This is a genomic window from Rhizobium sp. Root1204 (assembly GCF_001424965.1).
Taxonomy (GTDB): Bacteria; Pseudomonadota; Alphaproteobacteria; order Rhizobiales; family Rhizobiaceae; genus Pararhizobium.
Genome location: NZ_LMCZ01000043.1, coordinates 128,271 through 150,135 on the forward strand (window position 1 = coordinate 128,271; position 21,865 = coordinate 150,135).

The window sequence follows — 21,865 nt, forward strand, 5'->3', positions numbered from 1 at the left end:
GGTGAAACCTGTTATCTGGCAGTTGATCTCGGGGCGTACAAATCAATTGGGACGGTAATATGAATAAACTGAATTCATTATGAACAGTTCCCTAAAATCCTTCGAATTCGGTGGGTTGACCATTTTGAGCAGGTGATAGGCCCGTTTCCTTGCGATAGCTTTCAATTATTCCCGATTCAACCGGGTGGAGCACACGGGAGAACCAACAATGCCGATCCGAATCTCCGGTGGCGACCCGGAAAATGATTTCCAGATTCTTCTCGACCGTCAGTCTGCGCTGGATATCGGTGCGTTCGTTGTCGATGGGATCGACCTTTCTCCCGGCACGGCAATTCCATCCGGCGGCGACCGGCGCATCGATCATGCGCTGCAGGGGTTTTTCTTCACCTGCGGCCCGGACCATATCCGCCACCCCGAGCCCGTCGAGGGACAGGATGACGGGCAAAGATTTCCTCTGCACGGCTCGCTGTGCGGCACGCCGGTGGGCGAGACCCGGATGTCGCTACCGGATGAACCGCCAGGCTGCACCGCGCAAACCGATGTCGTGCTTGCGACGGGTGGAAAGGCCCGTGTTTCCCGCCAGTGGGCCATCAGTGCCGACAAGCGGGAGGTCACGCTTTCCGATCGGGTGACGAACACGGGCGAGAGCCCGTTTGCGCCGATGCTGATGTATCACATGAATATCGGCGGCTGGATTGCGGGCGAGGAAACACGGATCCGTGGGACGATGTTCGGCGGCGAAGAGCGTGGCTGGCGATTCGGCGAGGGGGAGAGTGCGCATTTCTGCGTGCCTGCCGCTCCGGCCGCCGAGGACGGCTGGGCGCAGGTGACGCTTGGGCCGCTGCCGGCTTTGGGCGGCCATTGCCTGATCGTCCGGTTTTCCACGGCGACCCTGCCTTTCCTGCAGATGTGGCGGTGTCAACGCGGTACGGCCGACGTGATCAGCATTGAGCCGGTTTCCCACCGGCTTGCTAAGCGCACCGAGCTTGCCGCGGCGGGCGAAATGCCGATGCTGGCGCCCGGCGGGACGGTCGAGTATGCGCTGGCGTTCCAGATCCGGTGATCCGCCTTTCCAATTGACGCGTGACACCGCCGGTCTTACATCAATCCGGGCATTATTTTGAGGAAGGCACAGCCATGGACATTCGCCAGATCAACGATGAATATTCGGTCACCGGACAGATTTCGGTTGAGGACCTCGATGCGATCAAGGCGCTTGGTTTCAAGTCGATCGTCTGCCACCGCCCGGATTTCGAACAGCCCGACCAGCCGCAGTTCGCAACCATCGCTGCTCGGGCCAAGGAACTCGGTCTCGGCATCACCCATATCCCGGTCGGTCCGATGGGCGTGACTGCCGATGCCGTGCGTGAAATGGTCGATGCGCTGGATACGTTCGAGCGCCCGATGCTCGGCTATTGCCGCTCCGGCGCCCGCTCGACGAATGTCTACCAGCAGACCCAGCACATTCGCGGCTGATAGTTCTTGATGGCGCGCATCCTTGCGATTGTGCACCGTACCAAGCAACGGGTCTCAAGCTAGCCGCCGGCCGGTGTCATCGAAAAAGTGCAGGTTTTCCCACGCTGCATGAACTGTGGCGAGATCATCGAGACCGATCTTCGACCGCCCGGGAACCCGAAAGACGACTGGCTGGCGATCCGGCAGCGTGCCGTGAACATAGCTCTCTGCGCCGACCAGTTCCACAGCTGCCACTTTCACATCGATCGTCAGGCCGCTGTCTGCGCTATTTGACGCCGACAGATGCAGATCCTCCGGCCGTACCCCGAGTGTCGCTGTGCCCGCCGGTAGGGAAGGGCCGTTGCCGATACGCCAATCGCTCGACCATTTTTTGGACAGGAGATTCATCGAGGGGGAGCCGATAAACGTCGCTACAAACGTCGTTTGTGGTTTTTCGTAAAGTTCGATCGGGGTGCCGACCTGTTCGATCCGGCCGGCATTCAGGACGACGAGCCTGTCGGCCAGTGTCATGGCCTCCATCTGATCATGCGTCACGTAAACGCTGGTGGTGGCGAGCGCCCGTTGCAGGCGCTTGATCTCGACACGCATCTGGACGCGCAGCTTGGCATCCAGATTGGACAGCGGTTCGTCGAACAGGAACGCCGCCGGTTCACGAACGATGGCACGGCCCATGGCGACGCGCTGCCGCTGGCCGCCGGACAATTGCCGCGGTTTGCGATCGAGAAAGGGCTCGATCTCCAACGCTTTTGCTGCGTCGGCAATGCGCCGGTCGATCTCGTCTTTCGGCGTGTTGCGGTTCTTGAGGCCATAGGCAAGATTTTGGCGAACCGTCATGTGCGGATAAAGCGCATAATTCTGGAACACCATGGCGATGTCGCGCTCGGATGGTTCGAGCTCGTTGACGACGCGGCCGCCGATCGAGATCGTGCCGCCGGTAATGCTTTCAAGGCCGGCGATCATGCGCAGGAGTGTCGATTTCCCGCAGCCGGACGGACCGACGAGTACCACCAATTCGCCATCGGCGATATCAAGGGACACGCCTTGGATGGCCTCGACCGGGCCGTATTTTTTGCGAACGTCGTTCAGGATGATATTGGCCATTACTTCTCCGTATCCACGAGACCTTTGACGAACCATCGCTGCATCAGCACCACGACCAGAATGGGTGGGATGATGGCGAGGATCGCAGTCACCATGACGTAATTCCAGGGGGTCGATGCGTCGGTGAAATCGACCATGCGCCGCAGGCCGATGATGATCGTGTTCATCTTGGCATCGTTGGTAACCAGCAACGGCCAGAGATACTGCGTCCAGCCGTAGATGAAGAGAATGACGAACAGCGCGGCGATATTGGTGCGCGACAGCGGCAGCAGAATATCGCGCATGAAGCGGAATGGCCCGGCATTGTCGATGCGGGCCGCCTCGACCAGCTCGCCGGGGATTGTCAGGAAGAACTGACGAAACAGGAACGTCGCGGTGGCGGACGCCATCAGTGGGAGCGTCAACCCCGCATATGTATCGATCATGCCGAGATCGACGATAACCTTGTAGGTCGGCAGGATGCGCACCTCCACAGGCAACATCAGCGTGACGAAGATCATCCAGAAAAACGCCATGCGGAAGGGAAAGCGGAAGAAGACGATGGCAAACGCCGAGAGAAAGGAAATCACGATCTTGCCGACGGCGATCGCGATCGCCACGACGAAAGAGTTGAAGAGCAACCGTTCCAGGCTGACCCCGACAACACGCTCGACGCCGCCGGCCATGGCTTCGGTGTAATTTTCCACCATATGGCCGCCGGGAAGCAGAGACATCGGCGGACGGATGATCGCCTCGGAAGTCGCCGTCGAGGCGATGAACGTGTAGTAGATCGGGAAGGCAACGATGATGATCCCGAGGATGAGGACGAGGTGGCCGATCAGGTTGGCTATGGGACGTTTTTCGATCATCTCTTGCCCTCAACCATAGTGCACCCGTTTTTCGACGAAGCGGAACTGGAAGGCGGTGAGCCCGATGACAATCACCATCAGAATGACGGATTGCGCCGCCGAGGATCCGAGGTTCAGATTGACGAAGCCGTCGTTGTAAACCTTGTAGACCAGGGTTTCTGTCGCCTTGGCCGGACCGCCTCCGGTGACGGCGTGGATGATGCCGAACGTATCGAAGAAGGCATAGACCGTGTTGACCACCAGGAGGAAGAACGTGGTCGGGGCAAGCAGCGGGAAGACGATGGTCCAGAAACGCCTGCTGCCGCGGGCGCCGTCGATCGAGGCAGCCTCGATCAGTGATTTGGGGATGGCCTGTAGGCCTGCCACAAAGAACAGGAAATTGTAGCTGATCTGTTTCCAGGCGGCGGCGACCACGACCAGTGCCATCGCTTGATTGCCGTTCAAAAGCGGATCCCAGGCAAAGCCGTTGCGGCGTAGAAGATAGGCGAGCGTGCCCATTGCCGGATTGAACATGAACAGCCAGAGCATGCCGGCGACCGCGGGTGCGACCGCGTAGGGCCAGATCAGCAGCGTGCGATAGAAACCCTGACCGCGCACCACCTTGTCGGCGGCGGTGGCGAGGAGCAAAGCGACGCCCATGGAGACAAGGGCGGTCAAAAGACTGAAGACGACCGTGACCTGCAGGGCGTGAATATAGTTCGGATCGGACAAGACCGCCTTGAAGTTTGCAAGGCCGACGAACCCGCTTTTCAGGCCGAACGGATCCTGCCGGACCATGGACTGATACAGGGCCTGACTGGCCGGCCAGAAAAAGAAGATGACTGTCAGGATGATCTGCGGCGCGATCAGCAGATAAGGCAGGATCTTGTTGGGAAACGCAACGTTGTGCAAAGGTTCTCCTCCAGCGGCGGACGGGCAGCGAGACGGCGTCCCCGCCACCCGCAAACGCATGCGGGCGGCGGGTGACCGGAGGGTTAGTTACCGACGGCTTCGGTGATGGCAGCGTTCCCACGTTCGACGGCCTTGTCGAGCGCTGCCTTGGCGTCCTGCTGGCCAGCCAGCATCGCCTCGAATTCCTCATTCATGATGTCGCGCACCTGTGGCAGGTTGACGAGGCGCACACCTTTGGAATTTTCGGTGGGCGCCTTGCCCATCATCTGCAGGATCGGCGTTTCGCGGCCGGGGTTCTTGTCATAGAAGCCGGATTTCTTGGTGTCTTCGTAAGCTGCATTCGTCACCGGCATGTAGCCGGATACCTGATGCAGGCGGGCCTGGATCTTGGTCTGCGACAGGAAGTTGAAGAACTGCGCGACACCCTTGTATTCCTCGTCGCTCTTGCCGCCGAAGACCCAAAGGCTTGCGCCGCCGGGAATTGTGTTCTGCGGGCCATGTCCTTCGTAATAGGGGAGCTGGCCGATACCGTATTTCACACCGGACTTGATGATATCGCCCAGGCCGCCGGAGGATTCTGTGAGGATCGCACACTCGCCCGACATGAACAGCTGCTTGGCCTCCGATGTCCGGCCGCCGTAACGGAAGGTTCCATCCTTCGCGAGATCGGCAATGGACTGAAAGTGCTGAACGAAGAGAGGGGAGTTGAACTCGAGCTTGACGTCATTGCCGCCGAGGCCGTTTTCATGGGTGCCATAGGCAACATTGTTCCACGCGGCAAAGTTCTCGGTCTGGATCCACGTCAGCCAGGTGGACGTAAACCCGCAGGCGGCGGCACCGCTGGTCTTGATCTTCTTGGCAGCATCAAACACTTCCGGCCACGTTTTCGGTGGGTTGTCGGCGTCAAGTCCGGCTTTCTGGAAGATATCCTTGTTGTAGTAGAGGATCGGCGAGGATGAATTGTAGGGGAAGGACAGCATCGTACCGTCCGGTTTCGAATAGTAGGCCACGATGCCGGCAAGATATTGCGATTTGTCGAACGTGTAGCCGCCCTTCTGCAAGACGTCGGCTGCTGGAACGATTGCGCCTTCCGCGCCCATCATCACGCCGCTGCCGGCATCAAAAACCTGGATGATCGCCGGTGCCTGCTGCGAACGGAAGGCGGCAATGCCGGCGTTCAGCGTTTCCGGATAGGTGCCCTTGAAAACGGGGGTGATCGTGTACTCGGCTTGGCTCTCGTTGAATTCCTTGGCCAGCTGGTTGACGACCTCGTTGTTGGCGCCTGTCATCGCATGCCACCATTGCAGATCGGTCGCGGCATAGGCGCTCGCCGGCAGCGTAAGCGAGAGCGCAAAGAGTGCGGTCGATGTGAAAAATGAACGTCTCATGTTTTTCCTCCCTGGTGGTGACAAACGGAATACGGTGCACTTTCATCACGTTCCGCTGGCGATCCTCCTCGATCGATAGCGGAATTCACGACATCCAAGCCTGCACAGAGAACCATGCAAGGCCCCGGATGCCACAATGTTGTCACATAGACATAGAAGCCGAAAGCGCTTTGTCCACCAAAAGATGCCGGCTTTTCTCCGGCATAACTGTCTGGCGGAGAATGCTTAATTAGCCATTGCGGATTTGGCTCAGTGTGCGCGTGGGCGTGATCGCCTCCGGATCAAGCCTGATCTCGATGATCGCCGGCTTGCCGCTTTGGCGGGCACGCTCGAAGGCGCCGGCAAATTCCTCCGTCTTTTCCACCAGCTCACCGTGGCCGCCATAGGCGCGGGCAAAGGCAGCGAAATCCGGATTGGTGAGATCGGTGCCGCTGACCCGGCCCGGATATTCCCGCTCCTGATGCATGCGGATCGTGCCGTAGATGCCATTGTTGATGACCAGCGTGATGATCGGCAGGTTGTAGCGCACCGCGGTGGCAAATTCCTGGCCGTGCATCATGAAACAGCCGTCACCGGCAAAGCAGATGACCTCCCGCTCAGGATGCAATTGTTTGGCGGCAACCGCTGCTGGCAGGCCGTAACCCATCGAACCCGATGTCGGCGCCGCCTGCGTATTGAATTGCTGGAAACGATGGAAGCGGTGCAGCCAGGTGGCATAGTTGCCGGCGCCATTGGCAAAGATCGTGTCCTTTGCCGTGTTTGCTTCGATGTAGCGCATGATCGGTCCCATCTGCACGTCGCCGGGACCGGTTTCCGGCGGGGTCGACCAAGTGAGATAGGATTGATGCATCCGTGCCGTTCGCTCCGACTGCCTGTGCGGCTGAGCCGGCGTCAGCGTCTCCAGGGCGGCTGCGAAGTCAGCGGGCGACGCGGCGATGGCCAGGTCCGGACGGTAGACCCGGCCGAGTTCGCCGGGGTCGGGATAGACATGCACCAGCGTCTGCTGCGGATAGGGCACGTCCAGAAGGGTATAGCCCGAAGACGGCATTTCGGAGAACCGGCCGCCGATCAACAGCACCAGGTCTGCTTCGCGGATGTCCTTGGCCAGCGCCGGGTTGATGCCGATGCCGACATCACCGGCATAGTTTGGATGAAGATGATCAAACAGCATCTGGCGGCGGAAGGAGCAGCCGACAGGCAGATCGAAGCGTTTGGCAAAGGATTGAAATTGCAGGACGGCCTTTTCGCTCCAGCGCGTGCCGCCGACAATGGCGATCGGCCGTTCGACTTTGGCGAGCAGGGCTTCCAACTCACGCATCTGGCCGGGGCCGGGATGGCTTTCCACCGGTTGATAGGGCTTTGCCGAGGCCGCTTGCGTCTTCTGCGTCAGCATGTCTTCCGGCAAGGTCAGGACCACCGGGCCGGGGCGGCCGGATGTGGCGACTGCAAAGGCACGGGTGACGAATTCCGGGATACGGGCGGGATCGTCGATCTCACCGACCCATTTGGCGATTTCGGTAAACGCGCGGCGATATTCGATTTCCTGGAAAGCCTCACGTTCGCGGGCATCGCGTTGGACCTGGCCGATGAACAGGATCATCGGGATCGAATCCTGGCGGGCGATGTGCAGGCCGGCGGATGCGTTCATGGCGCCGGGACCACGTGTCACCATGCAGATGCCAGGCTCGCCGGTCAGCCGCCCCCAAGCGTCGGCCATCATCGCGGCGCCGCCTTCCTGACGGCAGACCACGACATCGATATCGGTGTCGTAGAGCGCGTCGAGCACCGCGAGATAGCTTTCGCCCGGCACACAGGACACCCGCGTGACGCCATTTGCCTTCAGCGCCTCAACGATCAATTCTCCGCCTGTCTTCATGTCTGCTCCTCCCAAAGCGTCTTAGAAAATGTTGTGTCAGATGGCCGGCGAGACCGGCGCGATACCCGCTGTTTTGTTGACCCGGCGTTCGCGCCAGATGATGTAGAGGCCCGAACCGATGATGATGGCGATACCCAGCCATTTCAGTGCATCGGGCAGGTGGCCGAAAACCAGCCACCCGAAGATCGTCGCCGAGACGATCTCCAGATATTGCAGCGGCGCCAGCACCGAGGCGGGGGCGGCGCGATAGGCATAGACACCGAGCACACCGGAAATCGTTGCGGTGACGCCGACGCCGAGCAGATAGAGGCTGGCGGTCATATCCGGCAGGACGGGATCGAAAATCTCCGACCCGGTGCCGTCGCCGATATACAGCAGGACAGCGCAAAACAGCGCGCCCCAGACGCCGGCGTGAAACTGCATCGACCATGGGTCCTCGTTCTGCGCCACCATGCGGGTGACCAGCAGGAACACAGCAAGCCCGAAGGCCGAGACAACCGGCAAGAGCGCAATCCAGCCGACTTCCTGCATGCTTGGCTGGATCACCAGAAGCGCGCCGAAAAAGCCGACGCCGCAGGCGGTATACCGCCGCCAGCCGATGGTTTCCTTGAGGAAGATGCTGCCGAGGATGGTCAGGATGATCGGTTCGACGAAGAAGATGGCGATGGCATCCGCCACTTCCATCGCCTTCAGCGTGGTGATGAAGGACAGCATTGTGACGACGAGCAGTCCGCCGCGCAGCATATGCAGTCCGGTTTTCTTCCAGGTGAGATCGAACAATGTACCGCGGACGATGACGATCGGCAGGATGAAGATCATCTGCAGGACGAAACGCACGGCGGTGATTTCTGCGGAGGGAACGGTGGTGATTGCGAGTTTTGCAAAAATATCGATCAGCGGCGAGATCAGCACCGCGATGACCATCAGGCTGAGGCCGAAGGAAACGTCGTTGCTGCGTGTTGCCGGGTTTGCGGGAATACCGGTCATGCCAGGTCTTTGCTCATTTCCGTTGCTCCGCGACGGAAAGACACCAGCCGGCAAAATCCCGCATGGCACCATCGCGCTCAATTTCGTTCAAGGTTTCATGGCGCATGGTGGGGTAGACCACTGTCGTCACGTGCTTCAACGCTACCTTTTTCATGCGCTCAGCCAGCCACGAGATTTCCCGGCCGCCATTGGTGGCCGGATCCTGGCCGCCACCGACAAGATGGATCGGCAGGTCCTGCGGCAACCGCTGCAGCCGGTCCGGCTCTGCCCCGGCGAAAGTCAGCTTGAATAGATCGATCCACATCGAAACGCTGGCATCGAAACCACAGAGCGGATCAGCGATGTATTTTGCCACTTCTACCGGGTCATGCGACAGCCAGTCATAATCGGTTTTGCGATTGGGGATGGATTTGGCCCAGGTGCCAAATGTCAGCTTCGACAACAGCGTGCTCGGCACATCGGAGCCTTTCAGCATCTTTTCGATGGCAAGCAGGGCCTGCGCTGCGCGGCCGGCAAGGCCTGGATTGAAATTGGAATTCCAGACAGCCAGCCCATCATAAAGAGCAGGGTCTTCCTCTGCGGCATTCAGCGCGATCAGGCCACCCATGGAATGGCCAAATAGGATGACGGGAAGGCCAGGGTGACGGATTGCGGCCATCGCGCGCATTGCCCGGACGTCCTCGACAACCTTGGTTGTTCCTTGCGACTGGGCATAGCGGCCAAGCGGTGCATCGGCGGCTTTGGTTGCGCCGTGACCGCGATGATCGTGCGCATAGACGTTAAAACCGTGGGTGGCCATGGCTTCGGCCAAACGGGCATAGCGGGCGGAATGTTCGGCCAGTCCGTGGCTGATAAGCAGTACGCCTTTATGCGGGCCGCTGGCAGGCCAATGGCGCCAGGCGAGGGCGGCTCCACTTGGGCTTTGCAACGTTTCGACCGTGGCGAACACCCGTTAGATCCTCCCAGGCGAAATTCTGCGCTTGATCTTTATCAACTTGATTTAACAGCCAAAGGCAACCGGCGCTTGGTGCTTGTTTGACATCAGGTCAGGAAAAATCGGCCACACATGGATTTCTGGTTGCAATTTTCCCGTTTTAATCGCTAAATGATCTTGTTTTGTTCTTGTTGGCGGAGGCCCATATGCCGGGAAATGTGAGGACTGTCTTCGTGCCGTTTCTGCATCGTCTGGGGATGATCCTGGTCGCTGTGCTGTTTGTGCCGCCGGTCTTTGCGGCGGAGGAGGCCGCGTCCGTGAAAGGTAAGACCGAGTACATTTTCGCCATCAGCTGGCAGCCGGGATTTTGCGAAACCCGGCCAAACCGCAAGGAATGCGCCGGCCAGACCTCGGAGCGTTATGACGCAACCCATTTCTCCCTGCACGGCCTTTGGCCGGTGAAGAAGAGCTATTGCGGCGTTTCTGCGGATATCAAAGCGCGCGACCGCAAGGGCGACTGGCTGGACCTGCCGCAACTGGCGATGGCGGAGGAGACGGCCGCGAAGCTGATGGTGGCCATGCCGGGAACGCAATCAGGCCTCGACCGGCATCAGTGGCTGCGCAGTGGCACGTGCCATGGTAGCACCGCGCAGGACTATTTTTCGGTGCAGCTTCGTCTTCTCGAGGAAATCAACGGCTCGGCGGTGCGCGCCCTGTTTGCGGCCCGGCTTGGTCAGGACGTCACGGAACGCGAGGTCAAACAGGCCTTTGACGAGAGCTTTGGCAAGGGATCGGGTGATCGTGTCCGGATGCGGTGTGAGAAGGCCGGTGCGCGCAGCGTTGTCACCGGGCTGACGATCGGCTTGGCGGGCGATGTTTCAGCCATGTCCGGCCTTTCAACTCTGATCCTTGCGGCCGCCGATACCGATTTCAAATGTGCAAAAGGCGCCGTCGATACGGCCGGCATTGAGTGAATGGCGTGGCTAAAGCCGGTTTCTTCATTGCTCCGCCGGGATAATTCGCCTACATAGCGGGCAAAATCCCATTCCGTCGGAGCAGTCTCTCTATGGCACGTCAATTCATTTATCATATGTCCGGGCTGAACAAGTCCTACGGCACCAAGAAGGTGCTGGAGAATGTTAATCTGTCGTTCTATCCGGACGCCAAGATCGGTATTCTCGGCCCGAACGGTGCCGGTAAGTCGACCGTACTGCGCATCATGGCCGGTCTCGACAAGGAATATACCGGCGAAGCCTGGGTCGCCCAGGGCGCGACGGTGGGTTACCTGGCGCAGGAGCCGCAGCTCGACCCGAACAAGACGGCGATGGAAAACGTCATGGAAGGGGTGGCCGACAAGACCGCCATCCTCGAGCGTTACAACGAACTGATGATGAACTATTCCGACGAGACGGCGGAAGAGGGGGCAAAGCTCCAGGATATCATCGACGGCCAGAATCTGTGGGACCTCGAAAGTCAGGTCGAGATGGCGATGGAAGCCTTGCGTTGCCCGCCCGGCGATGCCGACGTGACCAACCTTTCGGGTGGTGAGCGCCGCCGCCTCGCCTTGTGCAAGCTGCTGCTCTCCAAGCCGGACCTGCTGCTTCTCGACGAACCAACCAACCATCTCGACGCAGAAACCATCGGCTGGCTGGAAAACCATCTGCGCCAGTATCCCGGCGCCGTGATGATGATCACCCACGACCGTTACTTCCTTGACAACGTCACGGGCTGGATCCTCGAGCTCGACCGTGGCCGCAGCATTCCCTACGAAGGCAACTACTCGGCCTACCTGCTGGCCAAGGCCAAGCGCATGGCGCAGGAGAACCGCGAAGACGCCTCCCGCCAGAAGGCGATCAGCCGCGAGCAGGAATGGATTGCGTCCAGCCCGAAGGCCCGCCAGTCGAAGTCGAAGGCCCGCATCAAGGCCTATGACGAGTTGGTCGAAGCAGCTGACAAGATGCGTCTTGGCGATGCGCAGATCATCATTCCGATCGGCGAACGCCTCGGCCAGGTGGTTATCGAAGCCGAAAACATCACCAAGGGTTATGGCGATCGCGTCTTGATCGACGACCTGTCGATCAAGCTGCCGCCAGGTGGCATCGTTGGTGTCATCGGCCCGAACGGTGCTGGTAAGACGACGCTGTTCCGGATGATCACTGGCCAGGAAAAGCCGGATAGCGGTACGTTCCGCGTCGGTGATTCCGTCAAGCTCGGTTATGTCGATCAGAGCCGCGATGCACTTGATGGCAACAAGACCGTCTGGGAAGAAATTTCCGGCGGTGCCGAAGTCATCAAGCTCGGCAAGCTGGAAATGAACTCGCGCGCCTATTGCGGCGCCTTCAACTTCAAGGGCACCGACCAGCAGCAGAAGGTCGGCAATCTCTCCGGCGGTCAGCGCAACCGCGTTCACCTTGCCAAGATGCTGAAGGCCGGCGGCAACGTGCTGCTTCTCGACGAACCGACCAACGACCTGGATACGGAAACGCTGGCAGCGCTTGAAATCGCTCTGGAAAACTTTGCGGGCTGCGCTGTGATCATCAGCCACGACCGCATGTTCCTCGACCGGTTGGCGACGCACATTCTCGCCTTCGAAGGCGACAGCCATGTAGAATGGTTCGAAGGCAACTTCGAAGACTACGAAAAGGACAAGATCCGCCGCCTTGGCCCGGAATCGGTCAATCCGAGCCGCGTCAGCTACAAGCGCCTGACGCGATAAAGGGGCGGGCCTCGTTGGTCGCACCAGGGTTGCGAAACCGATACTTGTTTCGCCTGATGAATTGAGACGAAGGCGGTCCGCTTGGGCCGCCTTTTTCATGTTCCGAAGCCTGTGGCCAATGCCACATTTCAACTTGCGGAAAATCCGAAAATCACATAAACATATCTTTATGTGTTGATGAGGTTGGTGATGGCGCGAGAGCACGGGCTGGGGCTGGACGAGTTGGTGGATGTGCTGAAAGCGGCTGGCGAGCCGACGCGCATGCGTCTTTTGGCGCTCCTGGCTGCCGGCGACCTGACCGTTACCGATCTTACCGAAATTCTCGGTCAATCGCAGCCCCGAATTTCTCGTCACTTGAAGCTGCTTGCGGAAGTCGCGTTGATTGATCGCTATCAGGAAGGTGCCTGGGCCTATTTTCGCCTGCGAGGCGAGGGGGCTGGCGTGGCGCTGGTGCGAGACCTGCTGTCGGCTTCCGATGTTGCCGACGCGGTGTTGACGCGCGACGGTGAGCGGCTGGCGGCGCTGAAACAGGCGCGTTCGGAAAAAGCGCAGGACTATTTCAGTCGCAATGCCGCCGAATGGGACGAATTGCGCCGCCTGCATGTCAGCGAAGCAGATGTCGAGGCCGCCTTGAAAAAGGTCGTCGGTACCGAACCTGTCGATGGTCTGCTCGATCTGGGGACCGGAACCGGCCGTATCCTGCAACTTTTCGAGGGGCTGTACCGCCGTGGCGTCGGTGTGGATGCCAGCCGCGACATGCTGGCCGTTGCCCGCGCCAATCTGGACCGCGCTGGGATCACCAAGGCTTCGATCCGGCATGGCGATATCTTCAATCTGCCGCTGGATGGCCGTCAGTTCGATCTCGTCACCATCCATCAGGTCCTGCACTTTCTGCCCCAACCGCAGGCGGCGATCGCAGAGGCCGCCCGCATGCTTGTCCCCGGCGGCCGGCTGGCGATCATCGATCTTGCCCCCCATACACTGGAATATCTGCGTGACGAGCATGCGCATATGCGTCTCGGCTTTTCACGCCAGACGATGGCCGATTGGCTGGAGAAGGCCGGGCTGACTGTCGAGGAGACGGTGGATCTGACCCCGGACACAGGCCGGGACCGGCAGTTGACGGTGACCATCTGGCTTGCCCGCGACCAGCGGCAGGCGGCTACAATCGATACACCCGAGGGCAAACGCGCTCTCGCCTATGCCGGGAGGACATGACATGGCGATACACACCCTTTACCCGGCCGAACGCGGAAACCTGCGGCTTTCCTTCGAATATTTTCCGCCGAAGAACGACGATATGGAAACCCACCTGTTCCAGACCGTCGCAGACCTGTCTGCCTTCGATCCGGCCTTCGTGACGATGACTTATGGCGCCGGTGGCTCGACCAAGGCACGTTCACTGACCGCCGTGCAACGGATGATCCATGATGAGGGTTTTGCCAATACGGCCGCCCACCTGACCTGCGTCGGCGCGACGAAGCCGGAAGTCGATGCGATTGTCGATGAATTCATCGGCAACGGCGTACGCCATTTCGTGGCGCTTCGCGGCGATCCGCAAGGGGGGATTGGTGCCCGATACGAGCCGTTTCCGGACGGTTACGAAAATGCTGCGGCCCTTGTGGCGGCCATCCGTCAGAAGGGCGATTTTGAAATCTCGGTATCTGCCTATCCGGAAAAGCACCCGGAAAGCCCGGATGTTGATGCTGATATCGACATGCTGAAACGCAAGGTCGATAATGGCGCTACGCGGGCACTCACCCAGTTCTTCTTCGATAACAATGATTTCGAGCGCTATCTCGAGCGTGTCCGGCGGGCGGGCATCACCATTCCTGTCGTTCCAGGTATCATGCCGATCAACAACCTCGCGGGCATTACCAAGTTTGCCGGGCTCTGTGGTGCAAGGGTGCCCGAGGCCATCATCACCCGGCTGATCCATCTCGATGAAAGCCCGGAGGAGCGCTTCAAGGAAGCGACCCATATCGCCGCCGAACAGATCGTCGATCTGGCACGGCGCGGCCTTCGCGATTTCCATCTCTATACGATGAACCGTTCGCCGCTGGTGACGGCCGTGTGCGATCTGGTTGGATTTGAGCGGGTAGTGCCGGCTGCTGTACCTTCCCGGTCAGCCGGTGCCGCTGCCTGAGAAGGCCAATGCGGCGCCATCGATAAAAGAAAAGCCCTTGAGACCGGACGGTTTCAAGGGCTTTTATCTTTGTCAGCTTCAGGCTTGCGGTCCTTCACGAGGCGCCTTGCCTGGCTGGATGCTGCTGCAATGGATTGCGGTTCTAAAGTCCTTCTTTATCGATTGGACTATGTGGCTAATGCTTTCAGATGAAAAGCATCGTTGCGACAAATACAAACGCTGCACTTATCATGAGGACATTCAACGAATGTGTAATTCCCATAACCGGCCCTCCTTGCGTTGACCTCCGGAAGATAGGGGGAAAATGTCACGCATGAAAGGAAAAGTTATGCTGCATTGCGGTATCGGAGGTGCCGTCAAACCTTGTTCACAGGGTTAAGGTCATGATTGAATGAGGTTTTGGCCGCTGCCACAATTTTTTCACAATGCCTTTGCTTTGGTTAATGTAACGCACTGAAATGCGCTGTGAGTGGCCGATTGGACACATCATCGAAGCGCGGGCGGCAGTTTGATTCCGTCATTGGGGTTCATGTGCGGCGGCCGGGCAAGAGGCGGCCATCAAGCACCACAAGGCCGGCGGCGATCAAAAGCATGCCGGCAATATCGGTCTGCTCCAGCGTTTCCCCGAGGAACAGGAAACCGAGGAAAATGGCGCTTGGCGGCACCAAAAGGGTGACCAGCGACGTATTGGTGGCACCGGCCCGGCTCATGATGCGGAAGAACAGGATGTAACCATAAGCAGTCGACAGAAGGGCCAATGCCAGGATCGCCAGCACGGAGGTCATTGGCGGGAAGACCAGTTGCCAGGGCTGATCGACGATCAGGGAAAGCGGCAGCATGATCAGCGTTGAGGCGGTGAGTTGTCCGGCCGCCGTGACTGGCGCTGCCAGTCCCCGGAATCGCTTGCCGTACGTTGCCGCAAAACCGTAACTGATCGCGGCTGCCACCGGAAACAGCAAAGCCCAGAGCGGTATGCTGCTACCCGCCTGCGTGAGACCGGGCAGGGCGCTTGGGCCGATCAGCACCGCGGTGCCGGCAAGGCCGAGCAGGCAGCCGATGATCTTGGCCAGGCTCAGCTTTTCATCCTGCGTCAGCGCGTTGGCAATCAGCACTGTCCAGACCGGTGTGGTAGCGTTGAGGATGGCGGCGAGGCCAGCGCCGATCTGCGTCTGGCCGAGAAAGATGAACGTGTGCGGAATGGCATTGTTGATGAGGCCGAGCAGCAGGAACTGCGGCCATCGCGCCTTGAGTTCGCGATAGATGTCATAACGGCCGAAGATGTAGATATGCAGCGCCAATGCGGCCAGCGCCACACGCAACAGAACAAGGGTAAACGCCGGTACATGCTGGATGGCGATGCGTGCGAAGAAGAATGAACCGCCCCAGATCAGCCCGAGCAGAGCCAGAAGCCCCCAGGTGGCAAGCGTCATTCGGTTTTGCAGACCGTCCGTTTTCGCGTGCATGTGACTTGACCTTCCCCTGCCTCATTCGGAACATACCGAGGGTTAAGCCTTGTCCTGGGTTTTAGCCACCCGATTCTCGACCATGTCACAGATATGAAGGACGATCTGCTGGAGCAGTTGACGACACAATCCATATCCGCCGCGCATGATGGTCAGGGGCTGATCTCCATCGCGATCGTTGTCGCGGTCGCAGCCATCCTCGGGCTGGGGTTCCTGCGCCTGCGCCAGCCGCCGCTGGTCGGGTTCATCCTGGCGGGCGTTGCCTTGGGGCCGACGGGGTTCGGCTTTATCTCCAACAATGCCAATGTCACCCTGCTTGCCGAAATGGGCGTCGTCGTCCTGTTGTTCTTCATCGGCATGGAATTGTCGATCAAGGCGTTTGTGCTCAGCTTGCGGCAGGCCTTGAGCGTGGCAGGCGGGCAGGTGATCGCAGCTATCGCCGCGGCCGGGCTGATCGCGCTGATCACGGGCGCAACCATGGCCGAGGGGTTGATCCTCGGCTTCGTTATCGCGATGTCCTCCACCGTCGTCGCCATGAAAATGCTTGAAGACATGGGGGAACTGCGCAGCGAGACCGGGCGGATCGCCGTCGGTGTGTTGATCGCTCAGGACATTGCCGTGGTTCCGATGCTCATCCTGGTCTCAAGCCTTGGCGGCGAGGAGACGCATTTCGGCACCATTGCAATCAAGATGATTATCGCCATTGCCATGCTGGCCGCCTTGTTGTGGTGGTTTGGCCGCCACGGGAAATTGAGGGTTCCCTATAGCGAGGCGGTCGAGGACAAGGTCGAGATCCTGGCATTGGGCGCGCTTGCCGTCTGCTTCGGTGCTGCCGCCATTTCAGGTCTTGCGGGCATGTCGCCGGCCTATGGGGCATTTCTGTCCGGTATTGTGATCGGAAACTCTACGCTGCGCAGCCGGGTCATACCGGTGATCGAGCCGATCCAGAGCGTGCTTCTGGTGGTCTTCTTCCTGTCGATCGGGTTGCTGATCGACCTGACCTTTATCGGCGAGAATTTCTGGTCGGTGCTCAGTGCTGCAGTGATCGTCATTGCGGCAAAAACGGTGCTGAACATTTTCCTGCTGCGCAAGACCGGCTCGTCGCCGCAGGTGGCCCTGGTCGCCGGACTGTCGATGGCGCAGATCGGCGAGTTTTCATTCGTGCTGGCGGCTGCGGGCCTTGGTGCTGGTGTCCTGCAGTTTGATACCTACAAGGTGGCAATCGCCGTTACGGCGGTGTCGTTGCTGGTTTCGCCGCTTTGGGTGAGCATGATGCACCGATTGGAAAATATCGCTTCCGAACATCTGCTGACCTATCGCAAGGCCTTTGCGGTCGCCTATGCACGCGAACTGAGCGAAGTGTCGAAAGGTGGCGCGGCTCTTGCCGCTGCCCGTTGGTCGCTGAAGTTGCGCTACCGCGCATTGCGTCTTGCCCGCCACCGCCGGCGGCGGGCAAAGTCTGACATCAAGCCAGAAACGGATATTACAGAGCGCTAAGCACCGCCTGCGTCGCCCAGCCATCGGCCGGTATGCCAAGGCGCTGCTGTTCCTTCTGCAGCGCCGCACGGGTTCCTGAGCCGAGAATGCCGTCGATCTTGCCGACGTCATGGCCCATGGCCTGCAGCTTCGTCTGCAACTCCTTCATGCTTTCGTCGTTCAAGCCGGGTTCGGGGGTGTGGGTGTCATAGGTTGGAGCACCGGCAAGCCGGGTGGCGAAATAGGCAGCCGAGGTCGTGTAGATGAACGACTGGTTCCATTCGAGATAGACGTTGAAATTCGGATAGGTCAGGAAGGCGACGCCGTGGCGGCCCTGCGGAATGACCAGCGACGAGGCGAGCTGCGGGAAGGCGGTGTTGCCGTCGCGCGGCTTGACGCCGAGCTTGAACCAGTCGCCTGCGGTCATGCCGGTCTGAAGCCCGGTTTTTTCCCAGGGCAGGTTTTCCGGCAGGTTGACTTCCTGGATCCAGGGCTGGCCTGCGGTGAAGCCGAGGCTCTTGATGAACTTTGCAGCCGTCAGAATAGCATCCGGCGAGCTTTGCTTGAGGTTGACGTGGCCATCGCCATCGCCATCCATGCCCTGCGCGATAATGTCTTCCGGCAGCATCTGCACCTGGCCGATTTCACCTGCCCACGCGCCGGTCGTTGTTTCCGGGTCGAGGTCGCCGTGCTGGACCATCTCGATGGCTGCGATCAGCTGCGGGCGGAACATTTCCGGGCGGCGGCAGTCATGCGCCAGCGTCACCAGGGCGTTGCGGGTGTTGAAATCGCCCTGGACTGCGCCGAAATCGGTTTCCATCGCCCAGAACGCGGTGATGACTGGAGCCGGAACGCCGAATTCCTTCTCCGCCCGTGCGAAGACGGCAGCATATTCCTTCATCTTCTTGGCGCCGATATCCAGCCGGGCCTTGCTGACGGTGCGCTGGGAAAATTCGGTAAAGCTCTGCTTGAAGACACCCTGGGCGCGGTCGCGGCTCAATACCTTTTCAGAAATGGCCGCACCGGCCAACGCACGATCGACGACGTCGGCTGGAATGCCCTTGGCAACCGCTTCTGCCTTGACGCCTTGAAGGAAGGTGGCGAGATCGCCGCCGCACGGAACGGCTGGCGTGGCCGGCTGCTGTGCCAGCGCAGAGGAGGTGAGAAGGGTGAGAAAACCGATCGAGAGAACGGAGCGCAGTGTGCTGCGTGTCATCGCAAATCCTTGTTGTAAGGCCGGAACCGGCCGAAAGCAGCGTAAAAACGGGCTGCTCTTGTTTCGCTGAAAATATGGCAGCGGCTGTCACACGGCAATGAGGCGGAAAGAAGAAATGCCGCCGCGTCTGTATCAGTTTTGCGCCGTTTGGATTTCTGCGGGTGCGCGCGGTTTTGAAACGGCCGCAACCCAGCTTTTCCAGTTCTTCTGTGAACCCGCAAAGACGTTGATGTCGGCATTGCCCTGGATGCCGGGGATGACCCCCGTGCTGGTGTATTGCCAGAAGGCCCAGCGGCGCTCGGGATAGATTTCCGTCGGGTGTGCTGCGACGGAGCGAACCCAGAAATGATAGTCCTTGAACTGGCCGACGAGATTGTCGCGGTGGAAGTCGACCGAGGTATAGATGATCGGGCGCTTGCCGTAATAGGCTTCCAGCCGGTCCATGAAGCGTTTCATCTCCGTCTGTACGGTCAGCGGCGACGGACGATACGTGCAGGTCTTGGATTCACCGTTCCATTCGACGTCGAGAACCGGCGGCAGGTAGACCGCACTTTTCGGCACGTTGGCGATGAACCAGTCGGCCTGCTGGTCGGCTGTCGAGCAGAAATAATAGAAATGATAGGGCGCGTAGGGCAAGCCGGCGGCGCGGGCCTGCTGCCAGTATTCGCCGAACTTGGCATCGATCCGGTCCTTGCCTTCGGTCGCCTTGATGAAGGCGAAGGAAACGCCGGAGCCTTTTACCTTGGCCCAATCGATATCACCCTGCCATTTCGACACGTCGATGCCGTGGATATTGTGATGCTGCGGCGTGCGCGCGCCAAAATTCTGCGGATCCTTGTCCTGAAACTTTGGCGGGATCGATGCCGTGGAGACGAGATCGTAATCGGTCATCGTGCAGGCGGAAAGAAGCGAGACAATAGGCAGGAGAGCCAGGAGGAGCCGGCGCATGAGGTTTCCGTTCTGAAACGATCGACGTTGCTGCCTCACGCGATGATATCCGCTGATGTGAATCCCCCAGGAGGCGTGAGCCTCATTTTCACCATATCATCGTAAAAATTGAGTTAGTTTCAAGCGGCAATTGCGAAGGTGGCGCAGCGGAGCGCCAGAAGCATGCATTTTGGGCTGATTTACCGCGAAACACCATGATGTCGCGGAGCTAGCTGCCTTGCTTTGCCGGGCGCCGGTAGATGAACAGCCAGGCGTAGCCGCGTCCAATGGGGCGGAATTCCACGGTGCCGCCGACGTCGCTGGCTATGAGCCTGAGCACGCTTTCCATCGTCTTGCGCGGCGTGACGTGGAACTGCTGCAGCCATGTTTGGAGGACACGCCGGAACATGCGGGGCAGGCGTTCCTGCTGGCCGAAATCGGCAATATGCAACGATCCGCCAGGATTCAGTGCCGCGATGGCCGTGCCGATTGCCTTTTCCCAATCCGGGATCATCGACAGGGCATAGGAGACGACGATCCGGTCGAACCCGGTTTCGCCGAACTCGGACGCCTGGAAATCGGTGGCGTCGGTAACGCGCAGGATTGTTCTGGGCTGGCCGGGTTTGCCGAGTTTTGCCTCGGCGGAGACGAGCATTTCCGCTGAGATGTCAAACCCGAACAGCCGCGCATGCGGAAAGCGCTGGCCAATCAGCGCCAGATTGCGGCCGGTACCACAGCCGACTTCAAGCACGCTGCCACCGGCTGGAACATTCAGCTCGTTGATCAGCGTATCACGCCCGAACAGATAGTATTTGCGGGTGAGATCGTAGAAATGCCGCTGGGTGCGATACATCCGGTCCATGCGGTCGGCATGGCTGGTGCCTGTTTCGGTGCTGACCGCCGTCATGCCACTTTCCTGTAAATGTGGAAGCCTCCGTAGATGGCCGAGCGGTCCTTCAGGTTGAGCGCCTGCGACTGCTCACGATCATAATGCCACTGGCCAAGCACGTTTTCGGAGACGCGGCCTTCCAGAATGCTGGCTTCGGCAGCGGTGCGGAAGATGACCATGGCGCCCTCTGCGGATGTGCGGGTGATTTCGGTCCACAAATCGTTGAGCTGACGGTCGTTCATCCAATCCTGCGCATCGAGCAGGACATAACGGTCGACGGAACCGGCAGCCTTCTTGGCCAGCAGTTCGGTGAAGCTGGCGTGATGCACATGGACACGCTCGGCATTGTTGCGGATCGTTTCGTGGCGGCTGGCCTGCAGATAGTCTGGCAGGTCGCCCTCGTGCGGCAGCGGATAGCGGCGGGCAAAGGCCTGCCAGGCAAAGTAATTTTCCTTCAGCGGGAAATGGCATGAAAGCTTTTCAAGCCGGTGACGCAGGACGCCGGCCAGCGACTTTTCCGCGCTAAGGCTGGCCAGTTCGTCGAACTGCTGCGGTGGGATGCCGAGACCGAACAGTGAACTTTTGCGGCTGGTGATCCAGCGGATGACCGGACGGTCGAACAGGGGCGCCAGCCGTTCATCGAAGAACTGGCGCTGCTCGCGCATGGAACGGGTATTGGCAAGCTCGCTCGGATCGACACCATGCAGCCGCGCCAGCAGGTGCCCCAGGCCGATGAAGCGGCCGAGCAGACCTGTACGGTAGATGTTTTTGCCGAAAACGTTGATGCGGCGCTGGCCGGTCAGGCCGCGGGCGCTCCAGTATTTCCGTGTCTCGCCATCCAGCTTTGGTTCGATGAAAAGGTCGTAGGCCTGGACGTTGGCGGCATGATCATGCCGTGCAAGGAACCGGACAATATCCGCATGAGTGGGCAGATGACGGAAGGCGGCGAGCTTCAAACGGTTGAGAGCCACGTGATGCCGGTTGAGGTCGACCACATCAATGCGCTCGGGCGCTGCCGATAGATAAGCCAGCATATTGCAGCCGCCGGAAGCAATGGTCACGATATGATGCTCGGGCCGTAGTTGCATCGCGGCCATATCAACGGCCGGATCCTCCCATATTTGCGGATAGACGAGACCGGAAAACAGCAATCCGAAGAGACGCTCCGACAGGCCCTCCAAACTCAGCGGCTTATGCTGAAGCAAGGCGGTTTTCAGCTTGCGGTTTCGTTTGCCGTAGCCTGCATCGGGTGCGAGATCAGTCATGTCAGCCTGCCATCCGTTGACGTTGGAGGAGCTTCTAAGACGAGTCCGCTACACTTTGATGACGCCTGCAATGATGCTGGTTTTGTATGATTTTTTACCCATAAGAATTGATTAAGTTTGTATATGTTAGATACAGTGAGTTTTTCGGGGCGCTAACATGATGTTAAAGGCTTTCCTACCGAAGCCCGAGCAGCGGTATGCTGCAATGGGCGCGGTGATCGGAGCATTGTTTCCGGCAGTTTGTATTTTCTATGACGCTATGATCG

General features: G+C 59.4%; 19 protein-coding genes. 7 read left to right on the forward strand and 12 right to left on the reverse strand.

The window, feature by feature from the left end; genetic code table 11:
• The first annotated feature begins 208 nt into the window (after nt 1-208).
• The gene (locus tag ASC96_RS29975; protein WP_060506710.1) at nt 209-1,063 is read left to right on the forward strand and encodes a DUF4432 family protein; all 855 of its coding nucleotides are present in this window, start codon (nt 209-211) and stop codon (nt 1,061-1,063) included.
• A 74-nt stretch (nt 1,064-1,137) separates the two neighbouring features.
• A complete protein-coding gene (locus ASC96_RS29980; protein WP_060506711.1) occupies nt 1,138-1,476 on the forward strand; it encodes a TIGR01244 family sulfur transferase in 339 nt (112 codons plus the stop codon).
• Nucleotides 1,477-1,530: 54 nt separating this feature from the next.
• Here ASC96_RS29980 and ASC96_RS29985 read toward each other — a convergent pair whose 3' ends face one another.
• From ASC96_RS29985 to ASC96_RS30015, 7 genes are all read right to left on the reverse strand, one after another.
• Nucleotides 1,531-2,577: a sn-glycerol-3-phosphate import ATP-binding protein UgpC gene (locus tag ASC96_RS29985; protein WP_060506712.1), complete on the reverse strand. Its 1,047-nt coding sequence runs from the start codon at nt 2,575-2,577 to the stop codon at nt 1,531-1,533.
• Nucleotides 2,577-3,425: a sn-glycerol-3-phosphate ABC transporter permease UgpE gene (gene ugpE / locus ASC96_RS29990; RefSeq protein ID WP_060506713.1), complete on the reverse strand. Its 849-nt coding sequence runs from the start codon at nt 3,423-3,425 to the stop codon at nt 2,577-2,579. Before ugpE ends, ASC96_RS29985 begins: the two co-directional genes overlap by 1 nt.
• A 9-nt stretch (nt 3,426-3,434) precedes the next feature.
• Nucleotides 3,435-4,316, reverse strand: a complete 882-nt coding sequence (gene ugpA / locus ASC96_RS29995; protein ID WP_060506714.1) for a sn-glycerol-3-phosphate ABC transporter permease UgpA — start codon at nt 4,314-4,316, stop codon at nt 3,435-3,437.
• Nucleotides 4,317-4,399: 83 nt separating this feature from the next.
• On the reverse strand, nt 4,400-5,704 hold the full coding sequence (ugpB, locus tag ASC96_RS30000; protein WP_060506715.1) for a sn-glycerol-3-phosphate ABC transporter substrate-binding protein UgpB: 1,305 nt from the start codon (nt 5,702-5,704) through the stop codon (nt 4,400-4,402).
• A gap of 229 nt (nt 5,705-5,933) precedes the next feature.
• Complete coding sequence (locus ASC96_RS30005; protein ID WP_060506716.1) at nt 5,934-7,580, reverse strand: thiamine pyrophosphate-binding protein; 1,647 nt, start codon at nt 7,578-7,580, stop codon at nt 5,934-5,936.
• Between the two features lie 36 nt (nt 7,581-7,616).
• Entirely contained in the window at nt 7,617-8,567 is a 951-nt protein-coding gene (locus ASC96_RS30010; RefSeq protein WP_060506717.1) for a DMT family transporter, read from the reverse strand.
• 13 nt (nt 8,568-8,580) lie between these two features.
• Entirely contained in the window at nt 8,581-9,516 is a 936-nt protein-coding gene (locus tag ASC96_RS30015) for an alpha/beta hydrolase (protein ID WP_060506718.1), read from the reverse strand.
• Between the two features lie 191 nt (nt 9,517-9,707).
• On the opposite strand from ASC96_RS30015, the gene ASC96_RS30020 reads away from it, so the two are divergent.
• The 4 genes from ASC96_RS30020 to metF all read left to right on the forward strand — a co-directional run bounded on the left by ASC96_RS30020 (nt 9,708) and on the right by metF (nt 14,363).
• A complete protein-coding gene (locus ASC96_RS30020; protein WP_244482377.1) occupies nt 9,708-10,475 on the forward strand; it encodes a ribonuclease in 768 nt (255 codons plus the stop codon).
• 92 nt (nt 10,476-10,567) lie between these two features.
• A complete protein-coding gene (gene ettA, locus ASC96_RS30025) occupies nt 10,568-12,217 on the forward strand; it encodes an energy-dependent translational throttle protein EttA (protein WP_060506719.1) in 1,650 nt (549 codons plus the stop codon).
• 189 nt (nt 12,218-12,406) lie between these two features.
• The gene (locus ASC96_RS30030) at nt 12,407-13,435 is read left to right on the forward strand and encodes a metalloregulator ArsR/SmtB family transcription factor (RefSeq protein WP_060506800.1); all 1,029 of its coding nucleotides are present in this window, start codon (nt 12,407-12,409) and stop codon (nt 13,433-13,435) included.
• A 1-nt stretch (nt 13,436) separates the two neighbouring features.
• Nucleotides 13,437-14,363 (forward strand): methylenetetrahydrofolate reductase [NAD(P)H], encoded by a 927-nt coding sequence (gene metF / locus ASC96_RS30035; protein ID WP_060506720.1) that lies wholly within the window; start codon nt 13,437-13,439, stop codon nt 14,361-14,363.
• A 527-nt stretch (nt 14,364-14,890) separates the two neighbouring features.
• Here metF and ASC96_RS30040 read toward each other — a convergent pair.
• Nucleotides 14,891-15,826: a DMT family transporter gene (locus ASC96_RS30040; protein ID WP_060506721.1), complete on the reverse strand. Its 936-nt coding sequence runs from the start codon at nt 15,824-15,826 to the stop codon at nt 14,891-14,893.
• 93 nt (nt 15,827-15,919) lie between these two features.
• Between ASC96_RS30040 and ASC96_RS30045 the strand changes: the two genes are divergently transcribed.
• Nucleotides 15,920-17,323 (forward strand): cation:proton antiporter, encoded by a 1,404-nt coding sequence (locus ASC96_RS30045; protein WP_244482379.1) that lies wholly within the window; start codon nt 15,920-15,922, stop codon nt 17,321-17,323.
• Here the strand turns inward: ASC96_RS30045 and ASC96_RS30050 are convergent.
• The 4 genes from ASC96_RS30050 to ASC96_RS30065 form a co-directional block, all read right to left on the reverse strand.
• Complete coding sequence (locus ASC96_RS30050; RefSeq protein ID WP_060506722.1) at nt 17,310-18,518, reverse strand: lytic murein transglycosylase; 1,209 nt, start codon at nt 18,516-18,518, stop codon at nt 17,310-17,312. The genes ASC96_RS30045 and ASC96_RS30050 overlap by 14 nt on opposite strands.
• A gap of 132 nt (nt 18,519-18,650) precedes the next feature.
• Entirely contained in the window at nt 18,651-19,466 is an 816-nt protein-coding gene (locus tag ASC96_RS30055; RefSeq protein WP_060506723.1) for a GH25 family lysozyme, read from the reverse strand.
• Between the two features lie 208 nt (nt 19,467-19,674).
• Nucleotides 19,675-20,352 carry a class I SAM-dependent methyltransferase gene (locus ASC96_RS30060; RefSeq protein WP_060506724.1) on the reverse strand — a complete coding sequence of 226 codons (678 nt, stop codon included), beginning with the start codon at nt 20,350-20,352 and terminating at the stop codon, nt 19,675-19,677.
• Entirely contained in the window at nt 20,349-21,599 is a 1,251-nt protein-coding gene (locus tag ASC96_RS30065) for a DUF3419 family protein (RefSeq protein ID WP_060506725.1), read from the reverse strand. The genes ASC96_RS30060 and ASC96_RS30065 overlap by 4 nt, the downstream gene beginning before the upstream one ends.
• Nucleotides 21,600-21,865 lie beyond the last annotated feature (266 nt).